Annotated in this window: 19 protein-coding genes; 8 read left to right on the top strand and 11 right to left on the bottom strand. The window is 66.2% G+C overall.

The window, feature by feature from the left end:
* Positions 1 to 60 precede the first annotated feature (60 nt).
* A complete protein-coding gene (locus G7Y82_RS14195) occupies positions 61 to 2,010 on the top strand; it encodes an ATP-binding protein (RefSeq protein ID WP_168148793.1) in 1,950 nt (649 codons plus the stop codon).
* 30 nt (positions 2,011 to 2,040) lie between these two features.
* Here the strand turns inward: G7Y82_RS14195 and G7Y82_RS14190 are convergent, their stop codons facing one another.
* A complete protein-coding gene (locus G7Y82_RS14190) occupies positions 2,041 to 3,018 on the bottom strand; it encodes a HAMP domain-containing histidine kinase (RefSeq protein WP_168148792.1) in 978 nt (325 codons plus the stop codon).
* Entirely contained in the window at positions 3,015 to 4,436 is a 1,422-nt protein-coding gene (locus G7Y82_RS14185) for a sigma-54-dependent transcriptional regulator (protein ID WP_168148791.1), read from the bottom strand. The genes G7Y82_RS14190 and G7Y82_RS14185 overlap by 4 nt, the downstream gene beginning before the upstream one ends.
* A gap of 214 nt (positions 4,437 to 4,650) precedes the next feature.
* Between G7Y82_RS14185 and G7Y82_RS14180 the strand changes: the two genes are divergently transcribed.
* The 5 genes from G7Y82_RS14180 (at position 4,651) to dksA (ending at position 6,993) form a co-directional block, all read left to right on the top strand.
* Positions 4,651 to 4,812: a DUF1328 domain-containing protein gene (locus tag G7Y82_RS14180; RefSeq protein ID WP_168148790.1), complete on the top strand. Its 162-nt coding sequence runs from the start codon at positions 4,651 to 4,653 to the stop codon at positions 4,810 to 4,812.
* A 69-nt stretch (positions 4,813 to 4,881) separates the two neighbouring features.
* A complete protein-coding gene (locus tag G7Y82_RS14175) occupies positions 4,882 to 5,346 on the top strand; it encodes a hypothetical protein (protein WP_168148789.1) in 465 nt (154 codons plus the stop codon).
* A 36-nt stretch (positions 5,347 to 5,382) separates the two neighbouring features.
* Complete coding sequence (locus G7Y82_RS14170) at positions 5,383 to 5,577, top strand: hypothetical protein (RefSeq protein ID WP_168148788.1); 195 nt, start codon at positions 5,383 to 5,385, stop codon at positions 5,575 to 5,577.
* 10 nt (positions 5,578 to 5,587) lie between these two features.
* Positions 5,588 to 6,001 carry a hypothetical protein gene (locus G7Y82_RS14165; protein WP_168148787.1) on the top strand — a complete coding sequence of 138 codons (414 nt, stop codon included), beginning with the start codon at positions 5,588 to 5,590 and terminating at the stop codon, positions 5,999 to 6,001.
* 263 nt (positions 6,002 to 6,264) lie between these two features.
* A complete protein-coding gene (dksA, locus tag G7Y82_RS21910; protein WP_366515670.1) occupies positions 6,265 to 6,993 on the top strand; it encodes an RNA polymerase-binding protein DksA in 729 nt (242 codons plus the stop codon).
* Between the two features lie 79 nt (positions 6,994 to 7,072).
* Here dksA and G7Y82_RS14155 read toward each other — a convergent pair whose 3' ends face one another.
* Positions 7,073 to 7,333 carry a LexA family protein gene (locus G7Y82_RS14155; protein ID WP_168148786.1) on the bottom strand — a complete coding sequence of 87 codons (261 nt, stop codon included), beginning with the start codon at positions 7,331 to 7,333 and terminating at the stop codon, positions 7,073 to 7,075.
* A gap of 201 nt (positions 7,334 to 7,534) precedes the next feature.
* Here G7Y82_RS14155 and modB point away from each other — a divergent pair, with 201 nt between their 5' ends.
* Entirely contained in the window at positions 7,535 to 8,242 is a 708-nt protein-coding gene (gene modB, locus G7Y82_RS14150) for a molybdate ABC transporter permease subunit (protein WP_168148785.1), read from the top strand.
* Positions 8,229 to 8,870 carry an ATP-binding cassette domain-containing protein gene (locus tag G7Y82_RS14145; protein ID WP_168148784.1) on the top strand — a complete coding sequence of 214 codons (642 nt, stop codon included), beginning with the start codon at positions 8,229 to 8,231 and terminating at the stop codon, positions 8,868 to 8,870. The genes modB and G7Y82_RS14145 overlap by 14 nt, the downstream gene beginning before the upstream one ends.
* On the opposite strand, the gene G7Y82_RS14140 is transcribed toward G7Y82_RS14145, so the two are convergent.
* The 8 genes from G7Y82_RS14140 to mobA are packed head-to-tail and all read right to left on the bottom strand — an operon-like array spanning position 8,871 to position 14,643.
* Positions 8,871 to 9,692: a TOBE domain-containing protein gene (locus tag G7Y82_RS14140; RefSeq protein WP_168148783.1), complete on the bottom strand. Its 822-nt coding sequence runs from the start codon at positions 9,690 to 9,692 to the stop codon at positions 8,871 to 8,873.
* A 2-nt stretch (positions 9,693 to 9,694) separates the two neighbouring features.
* Positions 9,695 to 10,954 carry a molybdopterin molybdotransferase MoeA gene (locus tag G7Y82_RS14135; protein WP_206370721.1) on the bottom strand — a complete coding sequence of 420 codons (1,260 nt, stop codon included), beginning with the start codon at positions 10,952 to 10,954 and terminating at the stop codon, positions 9,695 to 9,697.
* Complete coding sequence (gene moaCB, locus G7Y82_RS14130) at positions 10,951 to 11,874, bottom strand: bifunctional molybdenum cofactor biosynthesis protein MoaC/MoaB (RefSeq protein ID WP_168148782.1); 924 nt, start codon at positions 11,872 to 11,874, stop codon at positions 10,951 to 10,953. The genes G7Y82_RS14135 and moaCB overlap by 4 nt, the downstream gene beginning before the upstream one ends.
* A 22-nt stretch (positions 11,875 to 11,896) precedes the next feature.
* On the bottom strand, positions 11,897 to 12,409 hold the full coding sequence (locus G7Y82_RS14125; protein ID WP_168148781.1) for a molybdenum cofactor biosynthesis protein MoaE: 513 nt from the start codon (positions 12,407 to 12,409) through the stop codon (positions 11,897 to 11,899).
* Between the two features lie 27 nt (positions 12,410 to 12,436).
* Positions 12,437 to 12,784, bottom strand: a complete 348-nt coding sequence (locus G7Y82_RS14120) for a zinc ribbon domain-containing protein YjdM (protein WP_168148780.1) — start codon at positions 12,782 to 12,784, stop codon at positions 12,437 to 12,439.
* A gap of 50 nt (positions 12,785 to 12,834) precedes the next feature.
* On the bottom strand, positions 12,835 to 13,083 hold the full coding sequence (locus G7Y82_RS14115) for a MoaD/ThiS family protein (RefSeq protein WP_206370720.1): 249 nt from the start codon (positions 13,081 to 13,083) through the stop codon (positions 12,835 to 12,837).
* Positions 13,084 to 13,087: 4 nt separating this feature from the next.
* Positions 13,088 to 14,077, bottom strand: a complete 990-nt coding sequence (moaA, locus tag G7Y82_RS14110) for a GTP 3',8-cyclase MoaA (protein WP_168148779.1) — start codon at positions 14,075 to 14,077, stop codon at positions 13,088 to 13,090.
* Positions 14,050 to 14,643 carry a molybdenum cofactor guanylyltransferase MobA gene (gene mobA / locus G7Y82_RS14105; protein ID WP_168148778.1) on the bottom strand — a complete coding sequence of 198 codons (594 nt, stop codon included), beginning with the start codon at positions 14,641 to 14,643 and terminating at the stop codon, positions 14,050 to 14,052. Before mobA ends, moaA begins: the two co-directional genes overlap by 28 nt.
* Positions 14,644 to 14,654: the final 11 nt, after the last annotated feature.

Raw genomic sequence — 14,654 nt, 5'->3', positions numbered from 1 at the left:
CTTCGAGTTCCACCCAGACAGCGGTGCACCGCGGCTGTGCGGCTTGGGGGCGCAACACGCGTGAATCGGATCGTCCGCAAGCTGCAACGCACACTGCGTCGCATTCCGGCTTCGTATCGCTGGTCGGTACTGGGCCTGACCTTGGTTGCGGTACTGACGTTCAACGCCTGGCTCGCCATCCTCTCGGCGCATCGGCTCTTCGATCAGCAGGCACAGTCGCGCTTCGGTCTGCGCGTCGAGGCGCGAATCAATACCGTGCAGTCGCTGGCCAAGGACATCGACAACAGCACGCGCGGCTATCTGCTCAGTGGCAGTGTCGAATACCTGCAGCCCTATCGTGAGGCGGCAACGCGCCTGAACACTGAAATGTCGCTGCTCGCCAACGAGCTGCAGCGCTTTCCGGACAACGCCAACAGTGCGCGGGCACTGTATCGCTCGATCTATGCGTTGATCGACCAGACGCAAACCGCGATCACCGCGCGCTCGGCGATGGGCAATAACCCTTCGGTTCGGCAGATCGAACCGCAACTGGCCTTGGAGACGCAGCGCATCGAACAACTGCGCAACAACGCGGTGGCGCTGCGGGAGCTGCAGTCGAAGATCAACCTCGGGCTCGAGCAGACCTTGCAGCAATCGCGCCGCGATACGCTGATCGCGATCGTCGTCCCCAGCGTCATTTCGATTCTGATGGCGGGCTTGTTGTGGACACTGGCGGTGCGCGATCTGCGCCAGAAGGAAATCCTCAATCGCGAACGTCGGCGGCTGCTCGAACAGGAACGCCGCGCGCGCGCCGAAGCCGAGGCCGCCAGTCAGGCCCGCGACGATTTCGTTGCCGCCGTCTCACATGAGTTGCGCACGCCCCTGCAGGCGATCCTCGGCTGGTCACAGTTCATGCGTCGCGTTTCCGCCAGCGGCGACGATACGCCGGCGGCGTCACTCGATTCGGCGCTGATTTCGGTCGAACGCAATGCCCGTCAGCTCAGCTCGATGGTCGACGGCCTGCTCGATGCCTCGCTGGCGCTCAGTGGCCGCATCGAACTGCAGGCCGACGCCGTCGATCTCGGCGAAATCCTGCGCGCGGCCATCGATTTGATGCAGCCCGCGGCACGCGCCAAACGCGTCGGTCTCGATCTGCTGATCGGCCCGCAGCCGCTGCCGCTGATCGGCGATGCACAGCGCCTGCGGCAGATCGTCATCAATCTGGTCGGCAATGCCGTCAAGTTCACACCCAGCGGCGGTCAGGTCACGGTTCGCGCCGGCAGAGCCGATGCGCAACTCGAATTCAGTGTCGGCGACACCGGCATCGGCATCCGCCGAGATCTGCTGCCGCTGGTCTTCCAACGCTATGTGCAAGGTAGTGAGCCGACCACACGCCAGCATGGCGGGCTCGGCCTGGGCCTGGCCATCGTCAAGCATCTGGTCGAGATGCACGGCGGGCAGATCGAGGCCAGCAGTGCCGGCCTCGGCCACGGCGCGCAGTTCGTCGTGCGTCTGCCGACGCAGTCACCGGCAGCCGACACCGCGCCGCCACCCGTAGCGCCGACGGAACTGTCGCAGCCGCTCAACACCGAGCCGTCGCCAGCCGCTCAGTTGGAACGCCTGCATGGCTTGCGCATGCTGGTGGTCGACGACGATGCCGATGTCCGCGCGGTGCTGGAGATGCTGCTGGCTGTCGAAGGCGCCCAGGTGCGTGCGGCAGCGTCCGCCGCCGAAGCGCTCGATGCGCTGCGTGGCAGCCGCATCGACATCGTGCTGTCCGATGTCGGCATGCCGGACGTTGACGGCTACGCCCTCGCCCGCGCAGTGCGCGCCCTGAGTCTGGGCGAAAGCGCATCGCCGGCCGATACGCCGATGATTGCGCTCACCGCGTTCTCGCGCGCCGAGGACGAGCGCCGTGCGATCGACAGCGGCTTCGACGCGCATATCGGCAAGCCGGTCGATGTCGAGCGGCTGATTGCGGTGATCCGTGCCTGCGCTGCGGCGCCAGACCAGCCACTCGAAAGAAGCTAAGCGTACTGGGCGTACTGGGCGTCCAGCCCCTCAGGCCGCGAAGACGAAGCGCAGCGCCTGGCCGTCATTGGCCAGCTGCAGGCTGACACCGGAACCATCGAGCAGCAGCGCGAAGCCGTCGACAACGTCGGCGACGGTCTGCGCCGACGCGCCGCCAAAGCCGGCCGTCGCGGTGGTTTTCGCCATCGGCGCACGTATCCATAAATCGGGCATTGCCGCGCCATCGGCCGCATCGAGGGCTTCGATGACAATTTCGCCGACCCCGCTTCCAAGCATGACGAGGTTGTCGCAGGCCAGCAGCAACAGGCCGATCAGGACGATTTCGAGGCGGGCGTCGAGGGTCACCGCCTCGCATGCCGCCAGCCGTTCCAGCCCCGCCGCGCGCCCGCGAATTTCATGCAGGGCATAGTGGCTACGGATCATGCGCAGAACGCGCTCGATCAGAATCTGCAGTCCCGGCGCGCGAACATCGTCGGCGACCGGCGCCAGCCATAACTCGACCATCGCGTTCTGTCGCGCCGACAGATCGTTGAGCCGCTCACGCACGACCTGCAGGCTCCCGCTCGCGCGGCCGGCGGTTTCGGCACTGGCGACCAGGCGCGACATCAGGTCGGTGTGCAGCGATAGCGCATTCATCGGATTGCGCAGATCGTGCAATAGCTGCGCACTCAGCCGTGACGCCAGATAGCTGCGCGTCGCCGACAGCAGTGCCTGACGGCTATCGGCCAAGGGCTGTGCGAACCACAACGAGCGCTCGCGACGACAGCGCCGCAAGCGCCACGGCACGTCGCCGCGCATCGCCATCAACAGCGCGGCGTCAGGCGCCGCGGTCAGTTGTGCCTGCAGCGCCGCATCCAGCTCCAGGGTTTCACCGTCATCGCAGGGCGACAGAGCCCCGGCATCGAAGCGGTACACCGGCGCACCGGGCATCGCCACACGCGTCCAGTGCGACAGCGGCGCGGCCCCACCGGCCGGCCATGGCGACAAGGGTGTCGCCGTCGTATTCATGCACGCTCCTCTTCAAAACGCTTGAGTTTGTTGTAAAGCGTCTTGACGCTGATGCCAAGGTCGGCGGCGGCGCGTGTCTTGTTGCCACTGTGGCGTGCCAGCGTGCGCGTGATCAGATCCCGTTCCGCGTCACGCAGCCGGACGATTGGCGCCGCATCGTCGATCACCGGCACGACGCCGGGCCCCGGCCGCGGCAGCTCGATCTGCTGCGGCCCCGCCTCCGGCAGCAGCAGGTGTTCGGGCTCGATGACGTCGGTGCTGAGCAGACAGGCGCGCTCGATGACATTGCGCAACTCGCGCACATTGCCCGGCCAGTCGTGGCGCAGCAAAGCCCCCAGCGCGTCGGCCGACAGGCTACGTGGCGCGGCGCCACCGCTGAAGGTCTCCAGGAAATATTCGGCCAGGAGCAACAAATCGGTGCTGCGCTCGCGCAGCGACGGCAGCACGACCGGGAACACTTGCAGACGGTAATACAGATCCAGGCGGAAGCGGCCGCTTTCCACCGCACGCAGGGGATCGCGATTGGTCGCAGCGATGACCCGGGCATTGACCGGAATCTCGCGATCGCCACCGACACGCACGATGGTGCCGGTCTCGAGCGCGCGCAACAGCGTCGCCTGCAGATCAAGCGGCATTTCGGTGATTTCATCAAGGAACAGTGTGCCGTTCTCGGCGCGCTCGAAGATGCCGCGATGCTGGCGGTGCGCACCGGTGAAGCTGCCCTTCTCGTGCCCGAACAACTCGCTGGCAATCAGGTTCGGCGACACCGTCGCGCAGTTCAGCGCCACGAACGGCGCCGCCGCGCGTGCCGAGTGCTCGTGCAGATAACGCGCGGCCACTTCCTTGCCGGTACCGCTTTCGCCCTGCACCAGTACCGTGATTTCGCTGCCGGCAACACGATCGAGCAGCCCCTGCGCGCGCTGCATCGCCGGCGAACGGCCGACCATCATCGTCGCCGCCGTGCTGGCGGGCGCCTCGGCACGTGACGCCGGGCGGCTGGCCGGCGCCGGCTCCACCGCGGCCGCCGGACGGCTGCTGTCACGCGCCTTGCGCACGCGCGCCAGCGTATTGCGCAGCTCACTGAGCTCCAGCGGCTTCATCAGGTAATCGAAGACCTGATGGCGCAGGGCCTGCAGCACCGTCTTCACGTCGCCATGCCCGGTCAGCACCACGAATTCGCGTGCCTGCTCACGCGGCGTATCGCGAATCAGCGTCAGGCCGCTGCCATCCGGCAGCGACAGATCGACCAGGACCAAGTCGTAAGCCCGGGCCTTCAAGCAGGCCGCCGCACTGGCGAGATCGAGCACGCACTCCACGGCGTAGCCCTCGCCGCGCAGATAGTCCGTCAGGCCATCGGTCAGTTCGTGGTCGTCGTCGACCCAGAGCACGCTCAGCGCGTCTGTCGGCAAATCCAGCATGGCATTCCTGAACCGGAAATGATGACCGGCTACTCGGTAAAAATTACACGAACTTTTTACATGGCCCTAGCCTGAACCGCAAATGCCGGCTTCGAAATTATCAAATCAAGATATTGAATTTATTAAATAAATATAAATTCCAGCAAAAGCTGGCAGGGCTGGCACAGGCGCTGCTCTACAGATGGCAAGCAGTACGAAGCCTTAGGAGATTGGAATGTTTTATTGGGCGGCCGTGTTTCTCGTCATTGCCATCGTCTCAGCCGTGTTCGGCCTCGGTGGTGTCGCGGGTCTCTCCCAGCAGATCGCGTGGGTGTTGTTTATCGCCGGCCTCGTACTCGCAGTCGTGTCTTTCGTTTTGGGCCGCCGTCGCCCATAGCCGCGTGCAGCGCCGGCAGCCTGTAAGCCAGAACCTTTAGACGTCCGTTTCAACGAAAAGGAATTCAACATGTTCTATGCCATCGATGCGTACCCGGCGTACCAGGAAGTCGCCTACCAGGTCGCTACCGCCGCAGCAGAGCATGCCGCAAACGGATTTGCGGCTTCCGGATCGTCGAGGGGCTACTCCGGCTTTCAGGCTGCCGGCGCCCGCACCCACTGCGTCGTACACGCCGAGGGCGCGCGCGGCATCGCGGTCTGTGATGACGCCACCATCATCTCGTTCGGAGATCACAGTGGCGCCACGGCCAAGCCGGCCGTCATGGACAACACCTCGACCCCGCAATTGGTCAGGTCCGGGCTGCCACTGCGGGCGGTTACCGCTGATGATGGCGCGATCAATGCTACTCAAGCCATGAGTGCGCCGACGCGGCGCTGGTTCGCCGACCTGCTGATGACATTCGGGGTCGGCTTCCTGCTCGTCAGTGCGTTTCTGTTCGTGACGTCGCGCGATCCGCTGCCGGTTCGCCGCTGATCACGTCAGCATCCCGATCCGCCCAGGAGAGAGTTCGTGACCATCGACCAGTTCGTTCACCGCAGCCGCCTGATTGCCGAGCACCTCGAAACGATATTGCTGCAGCGGGACAAGCTCGAATGGGTTGGCGCCCGCGGGCTCTCGAATCCCCAGTTTCGCCAGGTCTGTGCGGCGCAGGAGCGCTTGCTCAACGCCATGGAGGATATGCTGGATGTCTCCTCGGCTCGCTGAAAACCCTGCCATGCGTCAGGCAGCCGCCGAGCGCGACCTCGTCTGCCTGCGTCGCCTGCTGCGTCATTTCGAACAGGCCACGACGCCAGCCACCCGGCGTGATGCTTTGCGCCTGGCTATCGACCTGTTCGATACGCATGCGCAGCTGCATGACCGGGCACTCGACGGCAACGGCCGCCGGCGCCGCGCACGTTTGTTCGACCTGATCGAGTCCATCGAGATGACGGACCCCGCGAGCAAGCTGTATCGCGCGCGCGGTGCCGAACTCAAGCTGCATCTGGAAGCCCTCCTCGCTGAAGAGGAACGGTCCGGCGCGCCGGCCGCGACCCGTAATGCGGCGTTGCAGCAAGCGCACAAAGGATTGCTCGCTCGCGCCGACGTCTTCTTCAGCCGTCACCCGACACCGCCCGCGCTCATTGCCTGAGCGCATTCGCCCCTAGACCGCGTCCCTGCCGGGCGCGGTCTTTTTTTATTGACGCGTCTGTGGTGGATTCGAGGACCCAACCGGTCCAAATCACGCATCATCCGCCATCCGGAAGCGCCCCGACACCGCTTGTAAGCTGCCGCCAGCAGCGCGCCTTCGGCACATTGACCCCATGCAGGCACCAGTGTATAACGCCCCACCTTGCGTCGGATCGTTGCAGATCGGGAACGATGAAAGCGAGCACAGCTTCAGCGAAAAAGGGCGTGAAGCCGAAGACGGCAGCACCATCGACCGCGGTGAAAAAAAACACCGCCGCGAAGAAACCGACGCCCCCGAATAGCGGTCAGACCCACGACAAGCTGCAGCGTGTACCGGCCGGCAACGCCGCCTTAACAGCAGCCAAGACGACCACTCGGTCTTCCACCCAGCCAACAGTCAAAAAGTCCTCGGGAAACGTCACAGTGCAAGAAAAAGGAAAGTCGCCGAAGAAGGCGGCCGCAGCAGCTTCGAACACTCCGACCACCAAGACCAAGGCCGCGCGTGCCGCTTCGAAGGTCAAGCAGGTGACCCGCGCGCCCGGCGCGCTGCTGACGGAGGACGATCTGCGCGAGATGTCGGAAGACGATTACATGAACGACGCGCAGCTGGAGTTTTTCCGCACGCGCCTGCTGCAAATGCGCGAAGAAGTGCTGCAGCGCGAACTCGAGGTCAAGGAGCGCCTGCACGAGCGTGAGGTGTTCGCCGACCCCGCCGATCGTGCGACGGCAGAGGAAGAGCACTGGCTCGACCTGCGCCTGCGCGAGCGCGAATCGTTGCTGCTGAAGAAGATCGACGACGCGCTGCGTCGCATCGAAGGCAAGGATTACGGCTATTGCGAGAAGACCGGCGATCCGATCGGCATTCCGCGCCTGCTGGCGCGTCCGACCGCGACGGTCTGCGTCGACATCAAGGGTCAGGACGAGCGCGTCGAAGCGCAGTTCCGCGACCGCTGAAGCCGAACAGCCGATGGCATCGAAGACCCGCCTCGTGCGGGTCTTCTTGTTTCAGCGCAGGTGTGTGACGGGCCGCACGTCAGTGCGGCGGCTGGCCGAACATCGGCAGCTCGAACTGCCGCGGCCCATCGACCTCACCGAGCAACCGCATGCCGCGCGCCGCCGCCGTCGGCAATTCCAGTCGCCCCTTGCGCGCGAGGCGCTGCAGCTGGTCGCGCGCCATCGCATCCGCATAGCCGAAATGGCGGGCCAGTTCCTCAGCTGACGGCGGATCGCCCGATTCGCGAATACGGTCTTCGATGAAGCCAAGAATCTGCAGCTGTCGAATCGTCAGCGACATGGCGCACGGCCCTCGGTGAAATGATCTGTTCATAAATACAGTACTGAGCAATAGCTCAGTATTCAAGCCAATCCGTGAATGCAAGCCGTTGACAGTGCTTTCGTTATGTACAAGGCTACATATCGTCGTCATATGCCCTGACGGCACCGACCGACGGTGGCTTTCTCCTGCCGTCGCCCACCGCTTGAACGACGAAATTCCGTGTCGCTGACACCCAATGAACTGACGGCGCTCTGGCTGTCGGCCAAGATCGCGCTGTGCTGCATGCTGGTCTGTCTGCCGGCCGGTATTGCCGTGGCCTGGTGGCTGGCGCGCTTCGAATTCCGCGGCAAGCTGCTGGTCGAGGCCGTCGTCCAGCTGCCGATGGTGCTGCCGCCGGTCGTTCCCGGTTATCTGCTGCTGGTGCTGTTCGGCAATAACGGGCCTTTCGGTAGCGTGCTGCACCGCTATCTGGGCCTGCAGCTGGCGTTCAACTGGAAAGGCGCGGTATTGGCCGCCGCGACGATGGCCTTTCCGTTGATGGTGCAATCAATGCGACTGGCGTTTCGCATGATCGACCGGCGCCTCGAACACGCGGCGGCAACCTTGGGCGCGAGCCCGTGGCGGGTATTCGTGACGATCAGCCTGCCCTTGGCGATTCCCGGCATCGTCGCCGGTTCCATCCTCTGCTTTTCGAGAGCACTCGGGGAATTCGGCGCGACCATGGCCTTCGTCGGCAACATTCCCGGCGAGACGCGCACCGTCCCGCTGGCAATGTATTCGGCGCTGAATCAGCCGGGCGGCGAGCATGCCGTGGCGCGGCTCGCCGCCTTGTCGATCACCCTGGCATTCGCCGCCATGCTGTTGAGTCACGTGCTGACGCGGCGCAGTGAACGCAAACTCGGAGTACGCGCACGTGCTGACGCTTGACTGCCGCTTTCGTCGACACGGCTTCGAGCTCATCGCGCAGGCCGAGATCACGGCGCCGGTGACCGGCATCTGTGGGCCGTCCGGTGCCGGCAAGAGCACGCTGCTATCGTTGATCGCCGGCCTGCTGCAGCCGTCCACCGGCACCATCGCGTTCGATGGCGAACCCTTGTTCGATGCCGCAAACGGCGCCTTTGTACCGGCCTGGCGGCGCCATTTCGGCTTGGTCTTTCAGGACGGACAGCTGTTTCCACACCTGTCGGTGCACGCCAATCTCGTTTACGGTCAACGGCGCCTGCGCCCCGAGGAGCGCCGCTTCGAGCTGCAAACGGTGCTGGACTTGCTGGAGATCGGACAGCTACTCGACCGTCGGCCGTCGCAGCTGTCGGGCGGCGAGCGGCAACGCGTGGCGATCGGCCGCGCCCTGCTCTATTCCCCGCGGCTGCTGCTGTTCGACGAGCCACTATCGTCGCTCGACCGCCGGCTCAAGGCACAGATCCTGCCGTTCCTGCGCCGCGTGCGCGACGAAACCCGCATTCCGATGATCTACGTCACGCATGCCCCCGAAGAGATCGACGCGCTCGGCGGCGTCAGCCTCGATATCGACGACGGCGTGTTGCGCGCACGCTGATCAGGCCGGTGTCGCCAGGATCACCGCCGACGCCTTGAACAGCGCGTATACCGCGCAAGCCTCGCGCAGCGCCAGGGCTTCTGCGCTGCCGTTGGTGATGATGGCGACGACCACGTTGCCGCCGCCGAGCGCAATGACGATCTCGCTGTTGACCGCGCCCGGCTGTACGGCGGTCACAGTGCCGCGCAGCTGATTGCGCGCCGACAGGCGCAGCGGCGCACCGTCGTCGACCGCGACGATGATCGCCGACGCCTTGATCAGCGCCACGACTTCGCCGCCTTCCACCAGCTGCAGCGATTCGCTGCTGCCATGCGTTACGGTCGCCACCAGCGTGTCACCACCAGACAGCTGCATCTCGACCTCGTCATTGACCGCACCGCGCGTCAAGCGCGTGATGCGACCGCTGAACTGATTACGGGCACTGGTTCGCATCGCCATCCTCCTGAGAACCGGCAGATCACCACCGGCCTGCGCGTAAGCGGTATTCAACGACTCCAGAAAGCGCCGGTGCTCGGCTTCGAGCACGCGAAAGCTGGTGATCAACTCCCGGCCCCGCGCAGTCAGGCGCGTGCCGCCGCCGTGCTTGCCGCCGACACTGCCTTCGACCAACGGCTGATCGGCAAGATTGTTCATCGCCGCGATCGCATCCCAGGCGGCCTTGTAGCTGAGCCCGACCGCCTTGGCCGCAGCAGTGATCGAGCCGGTCTGCTCGACCTGTTCGAGCAACGCAATGCGCGCTGCGCTGGCCGCCAGTCCCGACGACGACGTCAGGCCCAGGTCGGCGCGCAACGCCAGCGCCGGCGGCTTGCGCTTGCCAACCATCGTCAAAGCCCCAGCCAGCGCACGTGGGCACCGGTATCGAGTGCGGTGCCCGCGGGGATGCGGACCAACGCCGTCGCCGCCGAAAGATTGCTCAGCATGTGCGAGGCCTGACGACCGAGGCGCTCGAGCCAGACCTGGCCGTCGCTATCGATGCGCAGCGTCATACGCAGCAGCTGCTCACGGGCATCGGCGCGTACCGCAGCGGCCAGACGACCGTCGCGCCAGTGCGGCGCCGGCTCGGCCTCGCCCTGCAGCTGCGACAGAATCGCCGCGACATGCAGATGCAGCCCCATCAACACCGCGCCGGGGTTGCCGGGCAGACCGATGAGCAGGCGACGCTGCGCGCCGTCGTCACGCACGCCGAAATACAGCGGTTTGCCGGGCTTCTGTGCCACCTGCCAGAACACCTCGCGCACGCCAAGGTCGGTGGCAACCGGGCGAATCAGGTCGTGATCGCCGACCGAGACGCCGCCGGTCGTCAGCAGCAGGTCGCTGTCGGCCAGGGCGTCACGCATCGCCGCCTCCAGCGCCGCGCGATCGTCGACGACGTAATCGATGCGCGGCGCCGCATAACCGTGCTCGCTGAACCACGCACGTGTCAGCGGGCCGTTGGCGTCGAACACGCCGGCCTCGCCGGGCGCGCCGGACGTCGCGACCTCGTCGCCGGTCACCAGCACGCGAATGCGCGGCGCACGGCGTACCGCGACCGACGCCACGCCGGCCATCGCCAGCGCCGCGAGCAGGCCGGAATGCACGCGCTGCCCGGGCGTCGCCAGCGTACTGCCGGCGCGCAGTTCCTCGCCACGATCGCGCACGTCGGTGCCGCACGGCAACGCGTCGCGCAGGATCGCGATATCGCCGTCGCGCTCGACAATCTCCTGGCGCGCGACCGTATCGGCGCCGTCGGGCAAACGGCCGCCGGTAAAGATGCGCCAGGTCTGGCCGGCCGGCAGCGCTGCGGTCGGCGCCACGCCGGCGCGCACCTCGCCGCTCAGCGGCAGGCGCTGCGGCGCGGCATCCGTCGCCGCCGCCAGATCGGCGGCGCGCAGCGCGTAGCCGTCGACCGCGCTTTGCGTGAACATCGGCAGATCGACCGCCGCCGTGACCGGTTCCGCGAGCACGCGATGCAGGGCTTGCGTCAGCGCTACGGTTTCGGTGGCCAGCACCCGCACCTCTCGACCATAAGAGGCCAGCGCGTCGTCGAGCGGCAGCAGCCTGCCGTGGTGACCGCAGTCGTCGGCCGCCGCCACGTCGGCGCTCACTGATAGCCGCCGGGGTGCGGCAGATCCCGGCAGACCTCGAAGATATGGACCAGCGACGGCAGGATCGCCGTCAGCGATTCCGTGGCCCCGCCGCGACTGCCCGGCAGCGTCACCAGCACCGAATCGCCGACGAAGCCAGCGATGCCGCGCGACATCGCCGCATACGGCGTGCGCCGCTGACCGAACGCCCGCGCCGCTTCCATCAAACCCGGCAGCTCGCGTGTGATCAGGGGCTTGAGCGTGTCGACGGTGATGTCGCGCTTGCCGATACCGGTGCCGCCGACCGTCATGATCAGCGCATAGCGATCGCGCAGTTCACCGATCGCATCGAGCAGCGCCGCGGGTTCATCCGGTAACACGGCGTAGTAAATCGGCGCGAAGCCGGCAGCCGTCAGCTCGGATTCGACGGCGCGACCGGCGGTGTCGGGCTTGCGCCCGGCCGCCACGGTATCGGACAGCACCAGCACCGCCGCCGCCGCGGGCGCCGGCAGCTTGCGCTTGTACTGTGACTTGCCGCCACGCTTCTCGTCGAGGCGACAGTCACGGATGCTCATCTCGGCCGGTTCGCAGTAGGGCTTGAGCATGTCGTAAATCGTCAGCGCCGCGAGGCTGGCCGCCGCTAGTGCCTCCATTTCGACGCCGGTCGGACCGATGGTTTCAACCTCGGCGATGATGCGCACGCGATCGTCGCCGAGCTCGTACGTCACCTCGGCGCGGTGGATCGGCAGCGGATGACAAAGCGGGATCAATTCGTCGGTGCGCTTGGCCGCGAGGATGCCGGCGACTCGCGCGGTTTTCAAAGGGTCGCCCTTCTCGGTGTCGCCGCTGCGCAACAACTCGATGCAATGCGGCGGCGCCAGCAGTTCGGCCGAGGCGCGTGCGCGGCGCAGCGACTCTGGCTTCATTCCTACGTCTTTCATGGTGCGATGGTTCGGCGCGGCGTCAGCCGTGCGCGTGGTGATGATGGTCGGCGTCGTGGCGATGCGACGCCGCCTGCGACTCGTCGGCATCCGGCGCGATGCAACAGCCCTCGACGAAGGCGCTCGTGCCATCTGCGTAGAACTCTTCCTTCCAGATCGGCACTTCGTGTTTGACGCGGTCGACGGCTTCCTTGCAGGCCGCAAACGCCTCGGCCCGATGCGGCGCGCGCGCCACGCACAGAATCGCGGTCTCGCCGACGGCCAGCGCACCGACGCGATGGACGACGCGCAGATACGGCGTGCCGTGCTTGGCGGCCACCGCCGCCTCGATCTCACGAATCTGCTTCTCGGCGAGCGGCGCATACGCGGTATAGGCCAGGCGCAGCACCGCCTTGCCGTCGTGATGGTCGCGGACGGTGCCGGCGAACAAGGACAGGCCGCCGCACTCGGGGAAGGCGCCGTCGGCGAGCAGCGACTCCAGCGACAGCGTTCGGTCCTGGATGCGCGGATGATCAGGATCCCTCGTTGTGGTCATGGCTGTTCTCTTCCCCCGGATGCGGCCTCAGGCCTTGCGAACGAATTCGGACTTCAGCCCCATCTGCCCGACGCCGTCGATCCGGCAATCGATGTTGTGGTCGCTGTCGACCAGGCGAATGTTGCGCACCTTGGTGCCGACCTTGACCACCAGCGAGGATCCCTTGACCTTCAAGTCCTTGATCACCGTGACCGAGTCGCCATCCTGCAACAGCGTGCCGCTGGCGTCCTTGACGGTGAACACCGCTTCGGCTGCAACCGTGTCGTCAATGGGCTCGGTCGACCACTCGTGCGAGCATTCCGGACAGACATAGAGGCTGCCGTCGACATAGGTATAGGCGGACTGGCACTTCGGGCACGGCGGCATATCGCTCATTGGCGCTTGAACTCAAGACTCGCTGATTAATAACCGCACCATGGTAACGCTCAACCCCCCGCCACCGGCGGCAGCAGGGCGATGCGTTCGTCACCGCGTAGCGTGTCGCGGCGCAGCAGCAGGCGGTCGTCGATGGCACAGGCGCAGCGGCCCAGCGAGGCGGCCAGTTCCGGGCGCGCGACGGCCAGCGCGGTCAAAGCCTCGGCAACGCTTGGCGAGGCGGTGTCGAGCGCCAACACGTATTCGCCGGCGCCCGCAAGCCGGCGCAGCACGCCATGGAATTCAAAGGTGATGGCCACGCCGTCAACCGCCCATCGCGTGCATGGTCACCGGCCGTTCGACCGGCCCCTGGCGCGCCGCGTAGCCGCGATCCTTGTGCCAAACCGCATCGCGGATCTTGTCGAGCATCGCGTCGTCGCCGATGCCGCTGCGCAGCAGTTCACGCATCGGCGTGCCGGTCGCCGAGAACAGGCAGGTGTAGAAATCGCCGGTGGCGGTAATCCGCAGGCGATCGCAACTGGCGCAGAACGGGTTGCTGACGGTGGATATGATGCCGATCTCGTAGTCGTCGCCGACGCGGTAGCGTGTCGCCGGATCATGGCCGCGTGGCACCGCCGTCACCGTGTGCCGCACACGCAGCGCATCGAGGATCTCGGCCTCGCTGATCACCTGCTGGCGCTGCCAGCGGCCCGGCGCATCGAGCGGCATGTACTCGATGAAGCGCAGCGGCAGGCCGCGTGCGCGCGCCCAGTCGACGAGTTCGACGATCTGGTCGCCGTTGTCGTCGCGCAGCAAGACGCTGTTGAGCTTGACCGGCAGGCCGGCGGCCCGCGCCGCGTCGATGCCATCGATCACCGGCGCCAGCTCACGGCCGGTCATATGTCGAAAGGTCGCGGCGTCGACACTGTCGAGGCTGATATTCAGATCGTCGAGGCCGGCCGCGCGCAGGGTGGCGGCACGCGGCGCCAGCAGCGACGCATTGCTGGTCATCGAAATGCGCTGCAATCCCAACGGCCGCAGCGCCGTCAGCGCCTCGATGCAGTCGACCAGACCACGGCGCAGCAGCGGCTCGCCACCGGTCAGGCGGATGTGGGTGATGCCGTCGAGCACCATCAGGCGCGCGAACTGGGCGATTTCCTCAATGGTCAGGATCTGCGACTTCGGTAGCCACTGCGGCTGTTCGGGCATGCAGTAGCGGCAACGGAAATTGCAGCGATCGGTCAGCGAAATCCGCAGCTTGCGCTTGCGGCGTCCGTGTTGATCGATCAGCTTGGCGGATGAGGATTCCAGCATTCCGGATTCTGTGCGTCGGCCAGCAGCGCCGGCGTATTCAGGTTCAGCAGCGGGCCATGCCAGCCCGAAATGGCCACGGCCCGCGCGTCAGCGGCAGCGAGCCAGCGTCCAACGGCATATTGTCCGCGCTCCAGCGCCAGACGCAAATCGGCGAAGCGCGAGCGGTGCAACAGGCAGAACGGATACAGCGGATTATCGTCGATCACCGCGTACGCCGCGGTCGTCGCCCCATCGCGCAGCGCGAACTGCAGTTGCGCAACAACATCCGCCGGCAAGCCCGGCGTGTCACAGGGCGCAGCCAGCAGCCAGTCCTGTCGACAACGATCCGCGGCCGCGGCGATACCGGCCAGCGGCCCCCGGTAGTCCGGCCAGGAATCGGCGACGGTCTCGGCGAAGGCCGCGTAGCGATCGAGGTGGCGGTTGGCGCTGATCCAGCATTGCGCGACCTGCGGCCGCAGCGCGTCGAGCACGTGTTGCACCAGCGGCCGCCCACGCAACGGCAACAGCCCTTTATCGGCGCCGCCCATGCGCGTCGCGCGCCCGCCGGCCAGTACCACCGCATCCACGGCCGGCGCCG

It is taken from the genome of Solimonas marina, from assembly GCF_012241385.1.
Taxonomy (GTDB): Bacteria; Pseudomonadota; Gammaproteobacteria; order Nevskiales; family Nevskiaceae; genus Solimonas; species Solimonas marina.
This window is presented reverse-complemented; position numbering and strand designations above follow the sequence as displayed.